The organism is Maribacter caenipelagi, from assembly GCF_004364175.1.
In the GTDB taxonomy this organism is placed as follows: domain Bacteria; phylum Bacteroidota; class Bacteroidia; order Flavobacteriales; family Flavobacteriaceae; genus Maribacter; species Maribacter caenipelagi.
Window position 1 is genome coordinate 742,506 of record NZ_SNZW01000011.1, and the last position, 22,401, is coordinate 764,906.

The 22,401-nt window shown below is 34.5% G+C and carries 13 protein-coding genes and 1 tRNA gene; 6 read left to right on the forward strand and 8 right to left on the reverse strand.

The genetic code is table 11. The features are described 5' to 3' along the window. Positions 1–4: 4 nt before the first annotated feature. The 5 genes from tamL to DFQ03_RS04060 all read right to left on the reverse strand — a co-directional run bounded on the left by tamL (position 5) and on the right by DFQ03_RS04060 (position 11,636). Entirely contained in the window at positions 5–2,329 is a 2,325-nt protein-coding gene (gene tamL, locus DFQ03_RS04040; protein ID WP_243834414.1) for a translocation and assembly module lipoprotein TamL, read from the reverse strand. Continuing rightward, positions 2,319–7,316 carry a translocation/assembly module TamB domain-containing protein gene (locus DFQ03_RS04045; RefSeq protein ID WP_133671720.1) on the reverse strand — a complete coding sequence of 1,666 codons (4,998 nt, stop codon included), beginning with the start codon at positions 7,314–7,316 and terminating at the stop codon, positions 2,319–2,321. Before DFQ03_RS04045 ends, tamL begins: the two co-directional genes overlap by 11 nt. A gap of 503 nt (positions 7,317–7,819) precedes the next feature. After that, a complete protein-coding gene (locus DFQ03_RS04050) occupies positions 7,820–8,923 on the reverse strand; it encodes a DUF4407 domain-containing protein (protein WP_133671721.1) in 1,104 nt (367 codons plus the stop codon). Positions 8,924–9,039: 116 nt separating this feature from the next. After that, entirely contained in the window at positions 9,040–11,268 is a 2,229-nt protein-coding gene (locus tag DFQ03_RS04055) for a M56 family metallopeptidase (protein WP_133671722.1), read from the reverse strand. Between the two features lie 2 nt (positions 11,269–11,270). After that, positions 11,271–11,636 carry a BlaI/MecI/CopY family transcriptional regulator gene (locus DFQ03_RS04060; protein ID WP_133671723.1) on the reverse strand — a complete coding sequence of 122 codons (366 nt, stop codon included), beginning with the start codon at positions 11,634–11,636 and terminating at the stop codon, positions 11,271–11,273. Positions 11,637–11,862: 226 nt separating this feature from the next. Between DFQ03_RS04060 and DFQ03_RS04065 the strand changes: the two genes are divergently transcribed. Continuing rightward, on the forward strand, positions 11,863–12,441 hold the full coding sequence (locus DFQ03_RS04065) for a PhnA domain-containing protein (RefSeq protein ID WP_133671724.1): 579 nt from the start codon (positions 11,863–11,865) through the stop codon (positions 12,439–12,441). 195 nt (positions 12,442–12,636) lie between these two features. On the opposite strand, the gene DFQ03_RS04070 is transcribed toward DFQ03_RS04065, so the two are convergent. Then, on the reverse strand, positions 12,637–14,028 hold the full coding sequence (locus tag DFQ03_RS04070) for a dipeptidase (RefSeq protein ID WP_133671725.1): 1,392 nt from the start codon (positions 14,026–14,028) through the stop codon (positions 12,637–12,639). Between the two features lie 128 nt (positions 14,029–14,156). Between DFQ03_RS04070 and DFQ03_RS04075 the strand changes: the two genes are divergently transcribed. The 3 genes from DFQ03_RS04075 to DFQ03_RS04085 all read left to right on the forward strand — a co-directional run bounded on the left by DFQ03_RS04075 (position 14,157) and on the right by DFQ03_RS04085 (position 15,898). Further along, a tRNA-Leu gene (locus DFQ03_RS04075) sits at positions 14,157–14,238 on the forward strand. A gap of 148 nt (positions 14,239–14,386) precedes the next feature. Continuing rightward, entirely contained in the window at positions 14,387–15,595 is a 1,209-nt protein-coding gene (locus DFQ03_RS04080) for a bifunctional alpha/beta hydrolase/OsmC family protein (protein ID WP_133671726.1), read from the forward strand. Positions 15,596–15,616: 21 nt separating this feature from the next. Further along, positions 15,617–15,898: a DUF427 domain-containing protein gene (locus DFQ03_RS04085; RefSeq protein WP_133671727.1), complete on the forward strand. Its 282-nt coding sequence runs from the start codon at positions 15,617–15,619 to the stop codon at positions 15,896–15,898. A 135-nt stretch (positions 15,899–16,033) separates the two neighbouring features. Here the strand turns inward: DFQ03_RS04085 and DFQ03_RS04090 are convergent, their stop codons facing one another. Then, entirely contained in the window at positions 16,034–18,412 is a 2,379-nt protein-coding gene (locus tag DFQ03_RS04090; RefSeq protein WP_133671728.1) for an outer membrane beta-barrel family protein, read from the reverse strand. Positions 18,413–18,600: 188 nt separating this feature from the next. Between DFQ03_RS04090 and DFQ03_RS04095 the strand changes: the two genes are divergently transcribed. After that, positions 18,601–19,629, forward strand: coding sequence for a sensor histidine kinase (locus DFQ03_RS04095; RefSeq protein ID WP_133671729.1), 1,029 nt, complete (start codon positions 18,601–18,603; stop codon positions 19,627–19,629). Continuing rightward, positions 19,626–20,336: a LytR/AlgR family response regulator transcription factor gene (locus DFQ03_RS04100; protein WP_133671730.1), complete on the forward strand. Its 711-nt coding sequence runs from the start codon at positions 19,626–19,628 to the stop codon at positions 20,334–20,336. The genes DFQ03_RS04095 and DFQ03_RS04100 overlap by 4 nt, the downstream gene beginning before the upstream one ends. Positions 20,337–21,095: 759 nt before the next feature. Here DFQ03_RS04100 and DFQ03_RS04105 read toward each other — a convergent pair. Then, entirely contained in the window at positions 21,096–22,343 is a 1,248-nt protein-coding gene (locus DFQ03_RS04105) for a 3-deoxy-D-manno-octulosonic acid transferase (protein ID WP_133671731.1), read from the reverse strand. Positions 22,344–22,401 lie beyond the last annotated feature (58 nt).

Below are 22,401 nucleotides of genomic sequence, written 5' to 3' on the forward strand. Positions count from 1 at the left end.
TTTATTAAAATGGATAACCGATAGCAAAGTTCAAAGTCATATTGTTATCTGCATTTCCAAAGAAAGGCACGTTCCAACGTTCATTTTCGTCCAAGTATGGTATACGAATCGGAGAAGCCAAATCTAATCGAATTACAAAGTTTTGAATATCTAATCGCAAACCAAAACCTACACCTGCCGCTACTTCACTTAGCCAATCTTTTTCAAATTTTCCGTCTGTAAAAAGTGCTTCAGATGAAGCACTGATAGATTCGTCTTCTAGAAGTTCAGAGTAATCTCCCGTAAGCCAAACATTACCAGCATCAACAAAGAAGGCACCTTTTAAATATGAGAATAAAGGAAAACGATACTCCACATTGGCTTCTAGTTTTAAATTACCAGATTGGTCGTAGTAATCTGTAGTGTCATCATCGGAGCCCGGATAAAAATTACCTGGTCCTAAAGATCGAATATCAAAAGCACGAATACTATAAGGACCTCCCGAATAAAACTGTTTAACAAAAGGTAGGGTAGAACTGTTGCCGTAGGGTATGCCCCAGCCTGCATATAAACGAGAAACTAAAGTACGCTCCTTTTTCCACCTTATATATAATCGTAAATCGGCATCTACTTTTGCATATTGTGCATATTCAGAACCAAAAATAGTATTAGAACCACCGCTTGCAAGACTTAACATATTCCCGGCAACATCAAAATTTGTATTGAAATAGATAGGAGTTTCCTTATCAAGGTCAGATACCTCGTCATATGTAAAACTATATAATAAACCGGCGATAAAACGTTGCTCGAAACTTTGACTTAAATATTCGTTATCATCAAGAATAGCCTGAAATTCATCTGTTACATTAGATAATTTCGAATAGTTGATACTAATAGGGTCTAAGGTGTGGTATACAAATTTGTTTTCTTTCCAAGTGTAACCAAATGTGCCATTTACAGAGCTTAACGTAAAGAGATCACTACGTTGTAGAAAATCTACCCCTAGCGATATTTTGGTTTTTGGCACTGCATATTTGAATCTACTTGGAGAAAAAGGTATGGATCGAGGTATAATTAAATCTGCACTTATTCCACCAGCTATACTGGTTAAATTGGTGTTGCTACTATTAGACAACTGTAGCTCATAAGAGAAATCAGCAGAAACACTGAATGTTTCGCCACCATTGAATATATTTCTATTTGTATGACTCAATAAAATTCCTGGACCGGTGTATCCATTAGATTTTGATACCGCTTGTAACTCGGCTCTAATAGAGCGTTTGGTTAAAGGTGCTAAATAGATACTAGCGGCCAAAGAACCGCCATCACCGTCAATGCCAGTGGTGTCTAATTCTGTATACTGTACATTTACGTACTTATAACTACCTAATGCAGATAATCTATTACTCGTTTGTTTAGATGTGTTGGCATCATACAAATCACCTTCATTGAATAATAAATACGATTCTAACAATTCGGGTTTGAAATACAATTCATTCTGAATAAAATCGATGCTGTCAATTCGTGTTACGTTTTCTTCCGTTAGGGGTAATGTATCACCTTCAATCGAATAATTTGGATAAACTGCAATAGAATCAATAGTGTAGGGGATAGAAGCACGCGCAGGTACGTCTTTCTTCAATCTAAGAAAAAGATCGAATTTTCTATTCTTGTATTGGTTGGTATCTGCTTCAAATATTAATAAATCTTCTTTACTGTTGTAAAACCCTTTTTGCTTGAGTCCGTTATTTAAACGTGCTCTTTCAGCTTTCAATAAATCTAGATCAAACCGGTCACCTTTTACAAGAGCCGTTTCTGGAAGCATTTTTTCAATTTCTTTATAAATCGGTAAGGAGTCAGACTCTAAGTTATAGTTTTCAAGTACATAGGGCTCTGGTAATGTGGCTGTGTATTTAACAGACGCAAAATTGCCATCAATAATGGTTTCAGATGCTGACCGACTGTAGAAAAAACCGTTATTATCTAGTCTGTTCAATATTAATTCTTCTACCCGTTCAGGATTTACATCAGAGAAGTAAACCGGTTCTTCACCAAAAGATTTGTTCAAGAATTTATACAGAAACCCTGGTTTTTCTCGCTGTGCTTTGTAATGAAAAAATAAGGCAGGTTTCATTCCTAGAAATCGAGTGTTGGGGTTCGGTTCAATAAGACTAAGTAATTCTGTGTTTACTTCTTTACGGTCTTTAAGGCCACTATCCGTCTTTAGCTCTAACTCGGCACCAGTATATAATTGTTCGCCTTCAGGTATATATTTTTCTATACCGCAAGAGTAGACAAGCATAAATGCCAAGCAGAATAATGTACGATATGTAAAAATCTTATTTTTCAATCTTTTCTTGTTCTTCTTTATCCTTTGCATTCTTCTTTGAAGGCTTCTTTTCTATTTTTTCTTTTTCTAGCGGACTGAACAACTGACTGAATTTGTTGAACTCGCGGTTAAATATAAAGGCTACTCCCGTTATTATTAACTGCCCGTCTATTATATTTTGATATTCTTGCCTTCTAAACCCTTTAAGTCTATAAATACCTTCTTCACTTAGCAGATACTCTAAGGTTACATTACCTATTAATGGGGTTTCCGTTTCACTTGATGTCGCGCTACCTTCTACGTCTACGGCACTGCCAGCGGTGACAATTAACCGATCGTTAAAAAGTTTTTTGCTCGCGTTGATATTTAGTTGAGTTCTGCTTTGGGCACTTCCGCTTTCATAATCATCAAAGCTGTCTAGATCGAAACCAAGCTCAAAACCTGTTTTGCCCAATAATTTATTAGAAATAGCGGTAAGTTCATTTGAGAGTACTTTATTCACATTATTTCTTGCCATAGAAACTACTCCGCCACTACTACCATCACTTCCCGTGGTTGGGTAAAAACGATTTAATGCTAGGAGTGAGAATACCTGCTTGTTCAGTTCAGACTCTTGCTCGTTCAATTGTTGAATACGACCATACACGGCACCGCCAAAATTACCTTGTTCACTTTCGGGCATGTCTAAAGCAAAAGATATTTCTGGTTGTGTTAGCTGTCCGTCAATATTTAGATACACCAAAAAATCGGTAGCCTGTTGGTATGTTCCAGAGACACTGCTATCTGTACCGTAACTTATAGATGACATTAATGACGATGCTGAGGTTTCTATTTCATAAATTGCAGTAACATCCATCTTTGCATCGAATGGGTCACCGCTCCAAACAATGCTACTGCCTTTTTGTATTTTAAATTCACGACTCACCAAATTGTACAAGCTTGTTCTGTAAAAGCCTGAGTTTAATTCTAATCTACCCGATAATCGAATATCTTGGTTTGGATCAATATTTAGATTTAAAGTTGCTGCCCCAGATGCGCGTAACTTATCATCGGTCTTTTCGTCAAGAACAATAGTAAATTCCGCCTCATTACCTATTTCTAAAATGGTATTGATATCCATTCCTGCAAAAAATGAATTAGACTTTTCACCATCGCTTCGGGTGAGTATGGCATCAGGGTTTTCTTTATTCACAAAAATAACCACACCATCACGTTCTTGAATATCTAGCTCGTCTTGAGGTACAATATAAGTGAGGTCGGTAACATCTCGAACGCGTAATTTACCATCTATAACAGGTAGTTCTAAATTTCCTTTTACGGTTAAATCTGCCTGAATACTGGCATTACCATATACAAGTTCGTCATCTCCTTTTTTAGAATCTAATACCCTAAATTGGTCTGTTTTAACCGAAAGATCAAAATCAGGATTTGCAAAACTCTTCGTAGTAATGGTACCATCAACTGTTAAAGTACCTTGATTGATATCATTAATGCTAAAGGAATTGAACGTTATTTCATCTTGATCAATATCTATATATTCTTTATCTATTGCAAAAGTAGATTTGTACGCTGCTAACGTTAAACTAAAATCATTGAAATTAATTCTACCAGAATATTTTGGTTCGGCAAGTGTGCCATTTACAAGTAAACTACCATCTAAATACCCTTTAGCATCAGATAATTGATCACTTGAAAGACCTTGAATAATGCTGGCTTCTAATTTTTGAATATCGAGCTCCATGTTTAGGTCTGCAGTATTTTCCTTGGCAGCGTAGTCTCCTGTTAAGGTAAGATTTGCTCCACCATCTTTTAATGCCAAATCAAAATCATATTCAGATAACGATTTAGAAGACGCATCTAAAGTCAGCGTACCTAACGGATTTTCTATGACCTGAAAATCTCTAATATCAATATCTGCCACTAATCCAGAAGCGGCATACGGATTTAGAATCACGAAATTTCCCGCTACTTTGCCTTTTGCCAATGCTTCATCTGGATTGAATAAGCTTAAAAATGTCTGTAATTGAAAATTCTCGAACAGAATACCGATATGGTCCGATTCCATTTTCGGAACTTTATTTGAAATTTCCATCTTTTGAGAATTTCTACTTAAAATCACATTTTTAAAATCAGAAAATGATTCGGCCAATACAATGTTGTTATCCTCAGGTATATCCCATTTTTTAGTGTTTAAAATGAGATCTTTCGGACTAATATGAAGCTTTAAGGTGTCTTTTTGAAATACTAACCCCGACGCTATATGCATGACCGTAACGGAGTCATTTTTAGAATTGAAGTCCAGTAACAGTTCTTTGTTTTTAAGACTACCTTCTAAATAGGTTTGTTTTAGATGGATGGGATCGTAAATTAATTCTGCTAGACCTGCGGAGAATTTAAGGTCTACAGAATCTCCTTTTATAAAAGCGTTTAAACTGTCGATAGAACTACCTGCATACGCAATATGTGGCACTTTTACCTCGGCAGATATTTTTCGTTTTTTAGAGTTGAAACTTGCAGCTATGTTTAAGGAATCTAAATCTTCTATTCCGTTAAAAAAAACTTTAGATAAAACGGGAGTAGGTATAATGGCAAGTTCCAGTTTCGCATCAATATCGTCTTCAGCTTCAAACGTAGTGTCGTCAGTAGAAAAATACTGTTCTAACTGTCTTTTAAGAGCATTTGTAATACGATTCGGTGATGCGTTGGATGCTAATTGTCCATTTAAGAAATTACTTATAACCGATACATCGGTAATAGAATCTTCAATATGAGCTTTAAGAGCTATAGTAGCTACTTGATATTGTTCATTATCTGCAATAGTAATACCGTCTTCAATAGTCGTGTTTACCGTAAATTTTGATGGTATACCAATATATTGTCCCTTAATGTTTGCCGCGATTTTAATATTGTTCTTAGTGAGCCCTAATTGCTGTAAGTCTGCCCCAATAATATTTGAAGTAAAAATAATATCGTTTTCTTGTGATGAAAGTGCCATAGTTGAATTGACCTTCATGTTCAAATTTGGGTCATCTATATTTGCGGTTACAGTACCGTTTCCATTTTTTAGATTCCCGCTAATTTCTATGTCATTATAATTGTATCCGTTATATTGAAATTGTGTGATAGTGCCATCAATAGTACTGTCAAAATCATTAAGTTCAGAACCCGCACCTTTACCTTTAATTTTAAGTGATAATTTACCCAGTTGATCGTTCTGCAATAGCGTTCCTAATTGTAGGCTATCAACAGAAACTTGACCATTAAACTTCATTTGGTTATTAAAACTTACGAGTGCATTTATAGTAGCTTCGCCTTCTGGTATTTTGATGTTTAAATCAGGATTTGCCCAGGTGGTTCCTCCAGATAAGCTTCCTTCTACGAGAATAGTTTTTGGAATAGAAATACCCAATTCTTTAGACGATATTATTTTATGGATCGCCGACTTAGTGCTTTTGAAGCTAATATTGTTCAAGTTATAGGCAAGCGAATCTATAGTAGTGAGATTGCTAATACTACCTTTTGCAGCCAGTTTAGTGTCTTTTCCCCATTGTAGTTCCGTATTAAAATCATTCACTTTTTCTAGACTACCTATAGCTTTTAGATTACCGGTGATTGGGTGTTTAGTTAAGGAATCAATATATTGATTTTGGGCAAGTTCTGGAAGAAACTTTAGCACATCTTTCAGCTCCAGATTAAGGTCAGAAATATTTGCTGATAAGTAAGTTTTTTTAGGGTATTCTATTGCTCCTTTTAAGGAGTTGAATTGAACATCAAAGTTTGCATTCGCTGAACTTTGGTTCAGGTTTAAAACAAGATCTTGAAGTGAAGCTTCTGTGTCTGACAAACCTGCCTTAAATGCCAATTGATTTAATCGAACACCACTTTGTTCTGAAAAAGAAAATTTGGAAACCTCGGCATTGAATTTCTCTGGCTGGTATGCTAGGTTTTTAGCTAGCAGTTGAAGATTTTGAATTTTATAAGCATCGAGATTGAAAGTGTCTGTATTAGAAACGCTACCATTTAAAGAATAACTTAAGGTGTTTTTTACAATGTTAATAGTGTTGGCTGCAATAATAAATTCTGGCCATTCAAAAGATGTGTTCTCGGTTGTATTGTCTTGTGCAGCTTTGTCACCTGCTATTTGAAGAGCTATTTGTGAATCTTGAAAGATAAGGTCATCGGTCTCGTATCTATTTTTAGAAACATCTGCTAGTATATCTGTTAGTTCAATGGTGCCTAATTGTAATTGAGTTTGTAAACCATCAGGCTGGCTATTGTAGGTAATAGCAACATTTTCTACTTTGAAATCTTCTAATTGTAAAAATGGTAAAATAGTACTAGTAGTATCTTCGGTAACCGGAAATGGGTGTGTTTGTTTATAGGTAAACTTGGTATCCTTTAGATTTAATTCATCCAAAGAAAATTTCATTTTTTCTAAATTAAATTCAGAAATAGCTACATCGAGGTTGCCAAGTACCAGGTTTATGTCCGATCCTAAATAGGCATCGTTATAATTCAGTTTCCAATTGGTTAAATCTAAGCTTCCCAAAGAAATATCCATAGATTCTGATGTTGTATCTGTAGGTGTTGTCAGCGCTTCTATAAGAAAGGTGAAATTAAATTCATCAGGTTTATCTTCTCTACTAATATAGGCAACGACACCATTAGAGGTAACATCATCTATCGATAATGAATTATTAAAAATAATGGGGTAAATAGGAATATCTGCTTGTAGTGATTTGGAGTAGAATAAAGTATCACCCTTTTTATCTTCTAGAAATACATTTTCTACTTGAATGTCTCCTGAGAAAGTAAGATACAATTTGCCTACTTCTACTTTGGTGTTCGTTTTGTCTGATATATAATTAGTGACTTTAGATACAATGAAGTTCTGTGCCCAGGGAGTTCGTATTACTAAAAGCAAAATAAAAAACAACAGTAATACACCAAGAACAATTTTTCCGAGGAGCTTTAAATACTTTTTGAATTTTGAATTTGTTTGGGTCATATGGTAAACACTAAAGGATTGAATACTAACATTCAATTTTCAACCGTAATGTTACCATTACTGTTGTGCCATAAAACCTGTAGCAATTATAATTAACAATACTATTATAATAACGAGGTTGTAAAACCTTCTTTTCTTTTTCTTGGTTTCTTTAAGTGATGTCATTGCTGTGCAAAGTTAAAGCTACCAATATATAAATTTAGCTTATTTGATACGAAGATTATCGGTAAACAACATATTGTATATATGTTATAGGGTGCTAAAGCCTAGAATTTAAAAGATTGAAATAGCTCGTCTATACATTTTGTCAATTGGTCTATACTTATGCTCTCTTGGTCAGTAACGATAAATTTAAATGACTTTAGCAGAATACCTTTGAAGTGTAATTAACAGTTAGCTAATAATAATTTAGTGCTGAGTTTCATGAAAATAACAAGAAACTCAAATAGATGTTCAGGTAGTTCCCCCAAATCACTAAAGACCAATAGTACTATTGGTCTTTTTTACTTTAATCCTTTTGTTTGAATGTTATGAAAGCTGTCTGCTTGTAAGCGCAGCAGTTCTTCTGCTTTTTTCTTTTTGTAACCGTAAAGCTCTTCTTCTCCCTTTAAGTCTTCATATATTTTCTGATTGATTTCTCCATCAGTTGAAGCAATGAGTTTTCGTTGTGCCAGTTTTTGGTCTACCCAAGTAGAAAGTACGCTTTCTTCCTCATCTAATTTGATATCATATTCACCTTTTGGAGCTAGTAATTTTGCAATAATCGGGGAAGTTTCTATCGCTAAGAATAGCAGAAATATGAAAAAAGAGGGTAACCATGGTAATTCATCTAACGCAGTAATTCTCGCCATTAATCCGTCGAAACCATCTATTATGGGTTGCGAATTTTTAACTACTTCGGCATATTCAGTATCTAATGCCGCAATTTGAGATTCTAAACCCGTAATTTTTTCTGCATTCGTAGTTTTTAAAGCTTGTAATTCGGCAAGAGATGCATCGTGTTTTTCACGTTTCTCGGCATAAACAGGACCTTTACCTAGCAATTTGGTTCCGGCAGTACCTTCAGCTTCATTGATGTAAATATCATATAACGCATTTGTCTCTATTTCTTTGGTCGCAACTTCAGCTTTTAGTCTGGCGATATCTTGATTTAACTGCTCTACTTTGGGGGTGTATTGCAGCGCAAGTTGGTCTTTATTGGCTAAAGTCAGTTCATTCTTTTGCTCTAGTAATACCTGATTGATCTCTTTCTCGAAAATTTTCATTTCCAAGGGTTTTGAAATCACAATGGCGATAATAACGGCAAGAATAATTCGTGGTACGGCCTGTAGAAACTCCTGACCAAAATTCCCTCTTTTTTTAATGGTAGAAACTATAAAGCGGTCTAAATTGAAAATTAGTAATCCCCAGATAAAACCAAAAAATATAGCTGCATAAACATTGTCAAAAACAGTATATAGTGCATAACTACTGGCGATAAATGCCATGACCGCAGTAAAGAATACTGTTGCACCTATACCCGCATACTTATTTTGCTCTCCTTTAGAGCATGTTTTTAAAAGTTCAGAGTCTGCTCCTGAGCAAAGAATAAAGAAGTCTTGAATCATGATTAATAATTTGTTTTTGATTGATGATGATGTATAATGGGTGAACGTAACTTTTTCACTTTTGGTACGCAAAAAGCCCTCGAAAAGAGGGCTTTAACATATGTTTGACGTTGTTGTTACCTTATTGTTACAGGTTCTTTGGTAATTCTTAATTCTGTTTTACCATTTTTCTTGCGAGATTCCATGTTTAGTTCTTTGTTCTTCTTTAGTAAATCAATGGCTTTATCAGACGAAATTTCTTTGTCTTCGTAGAAAAACGTTGCTCCTTTTTTTGCCATGCTTATAGCGTAATCTAACGGTGACGGCGGAGTAGGAGGTGGAGGTGCAACCGGACTGCTAGGTTTAGAATGAAAAGTTTGGGTGTTTGAAGGAATTCCGTTTATAGCCTTTTTGTCAAGGTTTAAATGATCATATGGGTCTTGATTTTCAATGATTTCATTAATCTGACTGTCTGCATAATCTGAAGAATTCGGCGCTTTAGGCACTGGTGGTGGTTTTGGAAAATCTGGGAATGGTTCTGCAGCTGTTTTTTGCTTTTCAGACATGATACCATAGATATTAGTTAATTGGTCCACGTCTGATTTTAAGATGCGTATATTGCCACCTTTGGATATCATAGTATTGTACCTTTTAGCAAGCTTATTGTATTCTTTTATTTGAACCGATGTTGCTTTACGTTTTATTTTATTGGTTTTAGAATTGTATTCTTGAATGTCAATTGTTGCTGCTCCGTATGTGGTTAATTCTTCCTCTACTTTTGCTATTATTTCTTTAGGGCTGTCAGGTACAATTTTTATAATTGTTTTTACAATTTTGCTTTTCTCTTTTGTAGTTAAATGAGGATTAATTAATGATAAATATTTCTCTAAATCATTTAGTTCAACTAGGTCATCTTGTACAAGTAACTCCCCTTGTTTATTTATGTTTACGGTAATCTTTGGTATAGTAGTTTGTTGCTTCTCTAATCTTGTATAGTGATTACCTCTAGAGTCAATTAATTGATTATTTTCGATTTTAAATGTCCAATCTTCATAGCCATATGTGAAATAATAACCGTTGCCACGTTTCTTAGGGTAATAACGAACAGCTTTTTTATCACCTTTTATGAAATCAAAAACCATATAAATATCGTATTCGGAAACAATTATTTTAATGTTATTTTCCTCATTACGCCATGTGCCATTTAATTGATTTCTTAAGCTTTTTTCTTTGCGGATAAATCTTTCTCCGTTAATTTGAATGGTTTCTTCTTTTGCATTTGTTTCAACTAAAAGCTTTTCTTTATTAAGCTCAGAATAATAGTAAAATTGTCCTTCTATTTTTTCAATTTTTAAGATAAGACCTTGGTTATTGCCCCATAGTAAATTTTCATTTTCTTCGGTAATTGTTAATTTTTCTAATTCATTTTCTTTATTTAACCAATCTCCATTAATGGAGTAATTATCGGGTTCACTAACGATTTTTTCTTTCCTGTCAGAAAAACCATAAAGCATTAAAGCTAATATTGGCAGCAACAATAGACTTCTAATTACAATCCCTTTTTTTGATGTTTGTTTTTTCATGATGATGAATCGTTTTTTGATTGATGAATAATTTATGGCATTTGCAATACCAACTGATTGATGCGAGTATAAATTGCCGTTTGATAAGTATGACAGTAAAGTATTTTGATAATTTAAGTGGTCTTCTTGACCATTAAGTACAGCACTATCTGCTAAGAATTCATGATTTAGTTTAATAGTTTTTTTAAAAGCATAGATTAACGGATTGAACCAAAATAATACTTGTAATACTTCAATAAAAAGAACATCTAAACTATGCCTTTGTATAGCATGGGTTTCTTCATGTATCAGAACAGAATTAGGTATGCTTTTGGTCTCAAATTTTTGCTTGTTCAGAAAAATATATCGTAAAAAAGTATGTGGTGGTAGTTGTTCTTTTAATAGTATTCTATAGATAGCACTATGTTTTGTTTTTGGGTTGTTATGAATACGTTTCCAAATTTTATGGAGATTGATAAGAAAACGCAATGCAAATCCTGCAACACCTAATCCATAGATAGTCCACAAAATTAAAGACCAATTCATGGGCGATGTTTCTACAGCCTGAATTACTGGTTGTATTTTTTGGGATTCATTTATAGATATAATTTGAGTGACTGCCGTGGTGGGTTCTAATTCAATATATTCTGTAAAAACAATTTGTGGTATTATAAAAGAAGCGATGACTGCAGTTAGTAGAAAATATCTTTTAAATTGATGCATGCTTTCATTCTCCAAAAGGAGTTTATAGAAAAGCAAAAAGATGCCCATACATGCGGTAGATTTTAAAAGATAGATTTCCATAATTACTTCTTTTCTATTTCAACATCTATTAGTCTTTTAAGTTCTTCCAATTCAGCTTTACTTAAATTGGTTTCTTGCGTGAAAAAAGATGCGAACTGACTCGCACTATCATTGAAGAAATTTTTAATGAGTCCGTTAACATGTTTAGAGAAATAGTCTTTTTTCTTAACCAACGGAAAGTATTCTCTACTTCTACCAAAGCTTTTATAGTCAATAAACTTCTTGTCGGTCATTCTTTTTAAAAGTGTGGCAACCGTTGTGGTGGCGGGTTTGGGTTCTGGGTAAGCATCAAGCAAATCTTTCATGAACGCCTTTTTCTGCTTCCAAAGAATATTCATTAATTCTTCTTCTGATTTGGATAATTGCATTTTCTACAAGTTTAGAGTATGTTCTACAAATATAGAATAAATATTTTAATTCTACAAATATAGAGGCGTTTTGTTAGTTTTTGCCTTAGGGATAGCAATGAAAAGCCCGCATTCGCTTTTTAGCGAAGCGTACTTGTAATGTATAGCCCGACCCCAATTCTTTGGGGAAAGGTCCATATGACCCATTTAAAAGATGTAAATTTGACTTCTTAAAACAACCAAAAATATGAGTGTATTAGCTGATTTGGAAGCACGTAGTGGCTCCACTTGCGAATTATGTATGGGGACCAATAATTTAGAAGTTTTTGAAGTGGAACCGGTAACGGTAAGTGGTGTAGATTCTAGTATATTGGCATGTGAAATTTGCCGAACCCAAATTGAAGATCCTGAGCAAATGGATGCAAACCACTGGCGTTGTCTTAATGACAGTATGTGGAGTGAGTATGATTCTGTGAAAGTTGTGGCTTGGAGAATGCTGTCAAGATTAAAATCTGAAGGGTGGCCGAAAGATTTGTTAGATATGATGTATCTAGAGCCAGATGCATTAGACTGGGCAAAAGTAACAGGCGAAGGTTTAGCGGAAGCTGACAAAATTATTCACCGTGATGTTAACGGAGTAATTTTAGAAAACGGAGATAGCGTTGTTTTGGTAAAAGATTTGAAAATAAAAGGGTCTAGCCAAGTTGCTAAGCAAGGTACTGCAGTAAGAAGAATTTCTTTAGATCGTGAAAACGCAGAATATATAGAAGGTAAAGTAGGACCAACAATGACGGTTATAATTACCAAGTACGTGAAGAAAATATAGTTGAAAGTTGATAGTTGTTGATTCTTGGTTCTTTGAATCAATATATCATCAATAAAAGATACTTCTAGAATAAAACAAACGTCTTTGCGAGGAACTTTTTAGCGACGAAGCAATCTGTAAGTTTCGTGTTCCAGATTTACAGATTGCTTCGCTAAACTCGCAAAGACTTTTTTTAAACTGTTAACTGTTAGCTATTTACTTCTTGGTCATTTCTGTAAAATGCTCATAGAAGTAAGGAATTGTTTCAATTCCTTTAAAATAATTCCATACACCGAAATGTTCGTTAGGTGAGTGTATGGCATCACTATCCAGACCAAAGCCCATAAGTATCGTCTTACTTTTTAGCTCTTGCTCAAATAAAGAAACTATAGGAATACTACCTCCACTACGTTGCGGAATCGGTTTTTTACCGAATGTAGTTTCGTAAGCTTTTGAAGCCGCTTGGTAGGCAATGGTATCTATAGGAGTAACATATCCTTGTCCGCCATGATGAGGTTTTACGACCACCTTCACACCTTTTGGAGCAATAGCCTCAAAATGCGTTTTGAATAAATCGGTGATTTCTCTCCAATCTTGGTTGGGCACTAATCTCATAGATATTTTCGCATATGCTTTACTAGCAATAACAGTTTTGGCACCTTCACCAGTGTATCCGCCCCAGATACCATTAACATCTAATGTCGGTCTTATGGAATTACGCTCGTTGGTAGAATATCCTTTTTCACCGTAAACAGATTCAATATCCAAAGCCTCTTGGTATTTTTCGATACTAAAAGGTGCTTTTGCCATTTCGGCACGTTCTTCAGCAGAAAGTTCTTCTACCTTATCATAAAATCCGGGTATGGTTATATGGTTGTTCTCATCATGTAGACTGGCGATCATTTTAGTTAAAATGTTGATAGGGTTAGCAACGGCACCACCGTATAAACCAGAATGTAAATCACGATTTGGACCTGTAACTTCTACTTCAACATAACTAAGTCCGCGTAAACCTGTAGTAATAGAAGGAACATCATTGGCAATCATTCCCGTATCGGATATTAAAATAACATCGTTAGCCAGTTTTTCTTTGTTCTCGCCTACATAAATGCTTAAGTTATTGCTGCCAACTTCTTCCTCGCCTTCAATCATGAATTTTACATTACATGGAAGTTGATCAGTTTTCACCATCAGTTCCAATGCTTTTACATGCATGTACATTTGTCCTTTATCATCACAAGCTCCACGAGCGAATATGGCACCTTCTGGGTGTTTCTCCGTTTTTTTAATAACAGGTTCAAATGGTGGTGAATGCCATAGATCAATAGGATCTGCCGGTTGAACGTCATAATGACCATAAACAAGAACTGTAGGTAGATTAGTATTTATGATTTTTTCACCATATACGATTGGGTATCCTGCAGTTTCATGAATTTCTACAATATCACATCCAGCATCCTCCAATCTAGATTTTACCATTTCAGCAGTATCTAACACGTCTTGAGAAAAGGCAGGGTCTGCGCTAACAGACGGAATTTTAAGTAGTTCGATAAGCTCATTTAAAAATCGGTCCTTATTTTCCGATAGATAATTCTTTACGTTTTTCATGTACTATTTTATATGACTTTCGATAAAAGTACAAAAAGCGTAATTTTTAAATAGCTAAAATTTAGAGAATTGATTTTTTGCGTTATATTTGCACCCCGATAATCACATATCGTGATTTAGGAAAGTATGCAGGCGTGGTGGAATTGGTAGACACGCTAGACTTAGGATCTAGTGCCGCAAGGTGTGAGAGTTCGAGTCTCTCCGCCTGTACATCGAGAAGCCTTTCAGGAAACTGAAAGGCTTTTTTTATTCTTTAGATTTCTAGTTTACAATTCGGTCTTCAGTACTGCTCTGTAAGTTTTTATTAATATTTACATCTAATACATTGGTAATACTGACAGTATAGAAATAATATTATATGGGCTTCGAAAAAGTAACATTCACAAATTCTCAAGGCAAACAATTGGCTGCGCGGTTAGAACTCCCTACAAAGCAAGAAGCACATAGTTATGCGATTTTTGCACACTGTTTCACATGTAATAAGAATTTTTCTGCAGTTCGTAATATATCAAGAGCCTTAGTGAATAAAGGTATAGCGGTACTTCGGTTCGATTTTACAGGTCTAGGAGATAGTGAAGGTGATTTTGAAAACACTAACTTTTCGTCAAATGTTTCTGATTTGATACAAGCAGCCAAATTTTTGGAAGAGAATTACAAAGCCCCTTCATTACTGATTGGACATTCGCTTGGTGGTGCAGCTGTAATTTTTGCAGCTTCTGAACTTGAATCTGTTGATGCCGTTTCTACTATTGGCTCACCCTCTTCACCGGCACATGTGCAACATTTATTCAAATCTAATGTAGAAGAAATAAATGCGACAGGAAAAGCAAAAGTGAATATTGGAGGTAGGGACTTCACCATTAAAAAAGATTTTATCGATGATATTGAGTCAAAACCTATGAAAGAGGTTTTAAAGAATTTAAGAAAACCTTATTTGGTCATTCATTCGCCCCAAGATACCATTGTGGGTATTGAAAATGCAAACGAATTATATCAATACGCGCATCATCCAAAAAGTTTTATTTCTATAGACAGGGCAGACCATTTATTAATGAATAGTGCAGATTCTACTTATGTTGGTAATGTAATATCTGGTGGGGCAGAACGCTATTTAGATATTCCGAAGAAAGAGCTCTTAAAAACTTCTCATCAAGTGGCGGTAAGTATCGGTAGTGAAGGGTTTAACTCTGAAATAGTTTCTGGTAATCATTTGTTGATTGCAGATGAACCTACTGATTTTGGTGGAAACGATTTCGGACCGTCACCCTATGACTATTTGGCTTCTGGTTTAGGTGCATGTACAGCAATGACCTTAAGAATGTATGCGACCCGTAAAAAATGGGATTTACAAAAAGTAATTGTGCATGTAGACCATGGCAAAGATCATGCGCCAGATTCAGAAAATGTTTTTTCTGAAGGGAAAAAAATTGATACTTTTAAAAGAGAAATAGAAATATTCGGAAATTTAGATGATAAGCAGAGGCTAAGATTATTAGAAATAGCGGATAAATGTCCTGTTCACAAAACGCTTTCAAAAGGTGCGTTGATTATGACGGAATTAATATAATAGGATTTAAAAACTAATACTATGAAACAAGCAATTTGGAACAATAAGGTGATTGCAGAAAGTGATGCAACTGTTGTAATAGAAGGGAATCATTATTTTCCGCCAAATGATATTAAAAAGGAGTTTTTTAAAAGAACAGAAACTCATAGTACGTGCCCCTGGAAAGGAGTTGCTTCTTATTACGATGTAGAGGTAAGCGGTAAGGTAAATAAAGATGCGGCATGGTATTACCCTGAAGTTTCAGAATTAGCAAAGGGCATTAAAGGTTACGTTGCGTTTTGGAAAGGTGTCGAAGTGAAATAAAAATGATTATTTAGAATAGAAAAAGGTCAGCTAATAGCTGACCTTTTTTGTTATATCTAATTTATAAATTATAAGTAGGGGTGTCTTTGTATTATTAAGAAGTGCTGTTTCTAAGTATTACTTATTTGTTGCGGGTTAAAATCGCTTTTGTCCTGAAAATTCCATTGCCTCCCCCTTGCCAAATCCAAAACTGATACCCAGGGTTACAAACCTACCTCGCTTACTATAATCTCTAAGATAGTAGGTTGGTTGATCGGTAATGCTTTCGCTTATACGAGAAGCGAAGACATCCCTAATACTCAAGTTGACAATGGCTTTACCTTTTAGAATTTTTTTTCTCGCTCCAAAATCCATAAATAGGTTTTCTGATATTTCTTGAAGCAATGTTCTATAACTAGATTGGTAGTTTCCTATGAATTCCAAATCGATATCTGCAGGAAGTTTAATTTTACTGGTTAAACGCGTAGACCATTGGTTTCCTTCAAAATTGAACAAGCTCCCTTCAAAATCTCCTTCTCGGGCAAAATGGCTGAAATTAAAGTCGTTGGTAAAAGATATCCAATTTGCGGGTATGTATTTGGCATTGAATTCTATACCTGTGGTATTGCTTATGCCAACATTCTCTGGTCTTGAAATACTCACATTGTCTTCAAACTCAACAATATCTTCCACAACATCTTCGGTATGTCTGTAGAAAACACCTAGGTTCATTGAAGCCTTGCCAAGTTTATAAATACTGGTCACCTCAAAACTATCGGTAAATTCTGGCTGTAAATCTGCATTACCCGTACTTATGCTAAAGTTGTTCCTAATATTAAAAAACGGATTCAAATCCCACAAACGGGGTCTAAATATACGTTTAGAATATCCTGCTTGTAATGATAGGTCATCGTTAATTTTATAGCTTGTGTGACCGCTAGGAAAAAGGTTGTTGTAATTTTTATCGTTGCTCACGTTCGTGGTCTGTAGCAAGGTAGCAACATCGGTGTCTTCAAAACGAAGTCCTACTTTTATGCCCCATTTATCTCCTTCATAGGCAGTGGTACCGTAAATGCCCAGTACTTTTTGGGTCCATTCGAATACGTTGGTCAAGTTAGGATCTTCAATGAAATTTGTTCCGTCAAAATTGCTTATGGCAAAATCATTTTCTACATCATTAATTTGATATTGCGCACCGGTCTCTAAGGTAAATTGTTCTGACCAAGGATGAGTGTAATCTGCCTTAAAAGTATATTCTGCTTGGGTGAAATCTGTTCTACTTTTTTGAAGCGTGTCATCATCGGTACCAATGGTCGTCGTATTGTTAAAGTCTGATGTTTGATCCTTGGCGAATAAGTTTCCAGTAGCACTTAATAACAATGATTGTTCTTCATTACCTTCAAAATCCTTTTTGTACTGGAGTTCATACGAATATTTAGGGTTTGTAGCCTCTGTCAATTCTTGTCTTCTAAAAACATCTGTTAATGTGTTGCTTGCATCAAAAGTACTGAAAATGGCATCTGCATTCTCTTTTTCCCATTCATATGCGAAATTTCCGGAAAGTGTTATAACATTCAGTTCATTAATATGGTAGTCGGTTCCCAAAATAAGATTAAAAAATGTCTCGTTTTTATCGTTTTCGCCAAAACTGCTGATATAGGTGCCGTCTTCTAAGTTCCTATTCTCTGTTTCTTCATCACTAGGGAAGGTTCTTCGACCAAATCCTAACTGACTGAATAAATTGAACTTTTCGGTACGTCTATTAAGACTGAGTCCTAAACTATGATTATTTGGTACGCCCGTATTTAACGTCACAGCACCATTTAATCCTTTTTTTTCCTCTTTTTTAAGAACAATATTTATGATGCCCGATGTACCTTCTGCATCATATTTGGCAGAGGGGTTTGTAATTACCTCTATACGCTCTATCATATCTGCTGTTAATGTGCCTAGGGCGTTTCCTTGTTCATTGGCAATTACTGAAGGTTTTCCATTAATCAACATTTGAACTCCTTGGCTACCACGTAAGCTGACCGCTCCTTCAATATTCACGTTTACCGAGGGTACATTGTTCAAAACCTCTAATGCACTTGCTCCAGTACTACTTAAATCTGCACCTACATTGAATACACGTTTATCTAATTTAAATACAGTCTGACTAATCTCACCTTCTACCACAACTTCATCAAGTTGTTGCGAATCTTCTGCTATGGTAACGGTTCCAAGATTTATTTTACCGTCCACAATGGTGGGGTTATCAAATCTTTTGGTGGTGAAACCTATAAAACTTACTTCTATATAAAATTCTGAAGCAGTTGTTTCTAAGGTGAAACCACCGTCTTGTAATGTTGTTGTACCTACTATAGGTTTTTGATTGGCTGGGTCACCTACAAGAACGGTCGCAAATTCAATTGGTCCGCCATTATTGGTTTCTACTATTTTACCAGTAATAGTGGTGGTGTTTTGTGCGAATGTGGTCGTAGTGACAAATAGCGAGAAAATAAAAAGAATTGAGTATTGAAGTTGATTAAGCATTATGAGTGTTGAAGTTGTTGTTGACAGTAAAGATGCACTTTACTTTATAGGAATGAAACCTAAATTCTGCGAACGACAAATGTTTTGGTGTAAACGACAAAGTTGAGTTAAATGGCGTTTGCCAGTTTAATTATGTCGATTGCGGTTTTATTAAATGAGGTATGGTTGTAAAGTGTTATTTTTAAGTAATGACCTCCATTTTCAAATTAAATACTATTGCTACAAAAGAAATACTATTTCAAGTCGTCTTGCATGTAGTGGTTTTTCTATTCTTCACATTTGACAAGTACGAACCAGAAATAAAGGGTTTTAAGGTGATAGCATTTATTAATTACGCATTGGGTGCTTTTATTATCAATTATATTTTACTGCCTCGTTATTTTTATATGAAAAAGTACTTGTACTTTTTTTGTTCGGTAGCATTCATTATAAGTATTAATATTGCATTTGAAGAACTTATTTTAGAACGGATTTTTTATCCAGATACACGAGCCATGTATTTCCCTGGTGTTGTCTACAGTCTTCTTGATGTAATGCCGGTAATTCTAATTTTAGTGGGATTCAAATTCGCGTGGGATGCATCAAAAAAACAATTGGAGGTCGAAGAACTTCGTACATCTGTCAAAGAAAGTGAATTACTTTTTTTGAAATCACAGATCAATCCACATTTTTTATTCAATAATCTGAATAATTTATACTCATATGCCATAGAGGAATCGCCAAAGACTCCGTCCATCATCCTTGAATTATCTTCTGTTTTACGTTATATGCTATATGATTGTAAAGAGAAATTTGTCATTTTAGGAAAAGAAATAGAACACTTAAAAAATTTCACCCAATTAAATGAAATGCAAATTGAAGAAAGGGGTAAGGTTAGTTTTAGAACACAAAAAATTAATAATGATTATCAAATTGCACCTTTGATTTTATCGGTATTTATAGAGAATGCCTTTAAACATAGTACTGCCAGCCAATCTGAAAATATTTTCATAAATGTTAAGATTACTTTTGATGAAACTGGTTGTCTGGATTTTGAATGTAGAAATTCATTCTTAGAATTAAGAAATACCGAAAGTCTTTCTAATGGTATTGGGTTAAAGAATGTAAAGAAAAGGTTAGAATTGCTATATCCAAATGCTTATGATTTATATATTCAAAAAGATCAGAATATATACTATGTTCATTTAAAATTACAATTAATACGGGCTGAAAAATGATGCAATGTATTGTCATAGAAGATCAACCACCAGCACAACGAGTGTTGAAAAAATATATTAATGATATTGGTAGTTTAGAGCTTAAGGCAACTTTTGCAGACGCACTTTCTGCCGTTGACTATCTTAAGACAGAAAAAATCGATTTAATTTTTCTGGATATTCATTTGCCAAAGATTTCAGGTTTAGAATTTTTAAAAGTTATAAAACATGAGCCTAATGTAATTTTGACAACTGCTTTTTCTGAATATGCTTTAGAGAGTTATGATTTTGGCGTAGTAGATTATCTTTTGAAGCCGTTTTCTTTTGAACGCTTTGTTCAAGCAGTGAATAAAGTACAGAGATTAGAAAGTGACTTCAAACAAGAAAGAACATTAGCTGAGAAAAACCCGCTTTCAAATGTCATTTTTATAAAATCTGGATATGAACATATTAAAATAGAAGTAGGTGACATTTGTTACATTCGTTCAGATTCAGATTATACTGAAATTCATACAAAAGACCAGAGACATCTTTCTCAAGAAACATTACGTTACTGGCAAGTATATTTGGATCCACAAAAATTCTCAAGAATACATAAATCGTACATCTTGAACATTACTAAAATTTATAAGATCAACGCAAACCAAGTGATATTAAAAAACAATGAAACCTTACCTATTGGTAGAGCTTTTAAAGAAGAGTTTATGAAATTAGTTATAAAAGAATAGGTTGTTAATTGTATTAAACAAAAAAGCCCCTTTTGCAAGGGGCTTTTTTAAAAGTAATTTTTTTACAATAAGGGTTTGGTATTAAAAGGTTAGACAATCCCTATTAGGGCTAAAAAAGCTCCTACAACAACAACTGCTAAAAATGCATGCATTGCAATAACGAGCACGGATAGATACGTTTCTACTCCGGTTTTAAATGATAAATTGTTCATAACATTACCTACTTTAAAGTTACACTACTAAAGTTAGTTGAATTAGGCAACAATTCCATATAAAATGTTGTAAAACTCTCTTAGATAGATGTAAAATCTTACAATTTAGTGGTAGGGGGTTTTTGAATTGTGCATTTCAACCTTAAAAAAGGTATCTCATTGATAATTGAAATTCAACACTTTATAGCCTCTTACTACTCATTGTAGCATTTGTCGGTAATATTATGGTAGAATCTATTTAATTAGATTTAACCAATCGGCTATTCCTGCTAAGGGTACTGATAAAAGTATTATTACCAAGCAGGTAATCATTAATTTAAGAAATCCATTGAGTATTTTAACTCCTGAAGTTAGTTCTTGTTCCATAATCATTGTTCTATTGTTCTATAGTCAATATGGTAGATCTAACCTAAAGTGCTGTAAAGTAGCGTTGTAAAATCGATTAACGTATTAAAAATGCCTTTGTAAAGTAAAGTTCCGGAAAATCAGCTTTTAGTTTTAGGACTTGTCTATTACGTAATTTGGAGGTGCATTAACTGAAATTACTTCAATTATTTGATATTAAAACTGAATTTAATTCAGCAACGATACGTGTGGTGGCACCAGCTTTTTCTTTGATGTAGTCTGTATTAATTCGCCCAATCTTTGATCTGTAGTCATTACTATTAAAGCACTTGTCTACAACCTCTTGAAATTGGCTATTGCTTTTTATAGAAATGACTCCGCCTAATTGTACTAACTCTTCCGCCTCGGCAAATCCGTCAAACTGCGGACCGATGACAACTGGTACTCCAAAAACAGCAGGTTCTAATGTATTGTGTAGCCCCGTAACAAAACCACCACCAACATAGGCGATATCTGCATAGCTGTAAATTTTAGTTAAAAGACCAATAGTGTCAATGACTAAGACTTCGCAATTTTCTAAATCACCATGTTCAAGATTTGTATAACGAACAACCTTTTTATTTATAGATTGAATTATTTCTTGAATATGATTGTCTTTAATAGTATGCGGCGCTATAACAAACTTAATAGGGTGTGTGTTGTTATTGATATAGTCGATGATATTTTTTTCATCTTCAGCCCACGTGCTTCCGGCAACAAAGCAAAATTGATCTTTCTTAAAACGCTTCATGAAATCTAATTCGTTATCACTTTTTACTATTTCACTTACTCTATCAAATCGAGTATCTCCAGCAATAGTTACATTGGTAAACCCGACGGAATTCAATAATGATTTTGATTTTTTATTCTGTACAAAAAAGTGCGTGAAGTTATTTAATGCGTTGCGCATAAAACCACCATACCACTTAAAATAAATTTGATTGTCTTTAAATAATGCTGAAATTAAATAGGTAGGAGTATCAGCCTTTTTTAAGGCATTTAAGTAATTAGGCCATATTTCATATTTTATAAAAACGGCAATATCTGGGTGTGCGTCTGTCAAAAAGGACTTTACTTTCCGTTTTGTATCCATTGGTAGGTAGCAAATAACATCAGCTATTTTGCTATTCTTTTTTACTTCATATCCTGACGGAGAAAAAAAGGTAAGTACTATTTTATGTGTAGGATGATGAATTTTTAATTGTTCAATAACAGGCAAACCTTGCTCGTACTCTCCTAACGATGCGGCATGAATCCAAATGACTTTATCTTCTTTAGAAATAGATTGATTAAGTAGTGAAATAGTCTCTTTTCTTCCTTTTACAAATAGCGATAGCTTTGAATTAACTAGTGCCAATACATTTATAATGGCAGATGCGCTTATGACGAGAAGGTTATAGAGAAAGTACAAACTGATGCTTTTGGGCTAAATTACGTTTCTTTCCATAAAATTACTGTCCTCTGTTTCG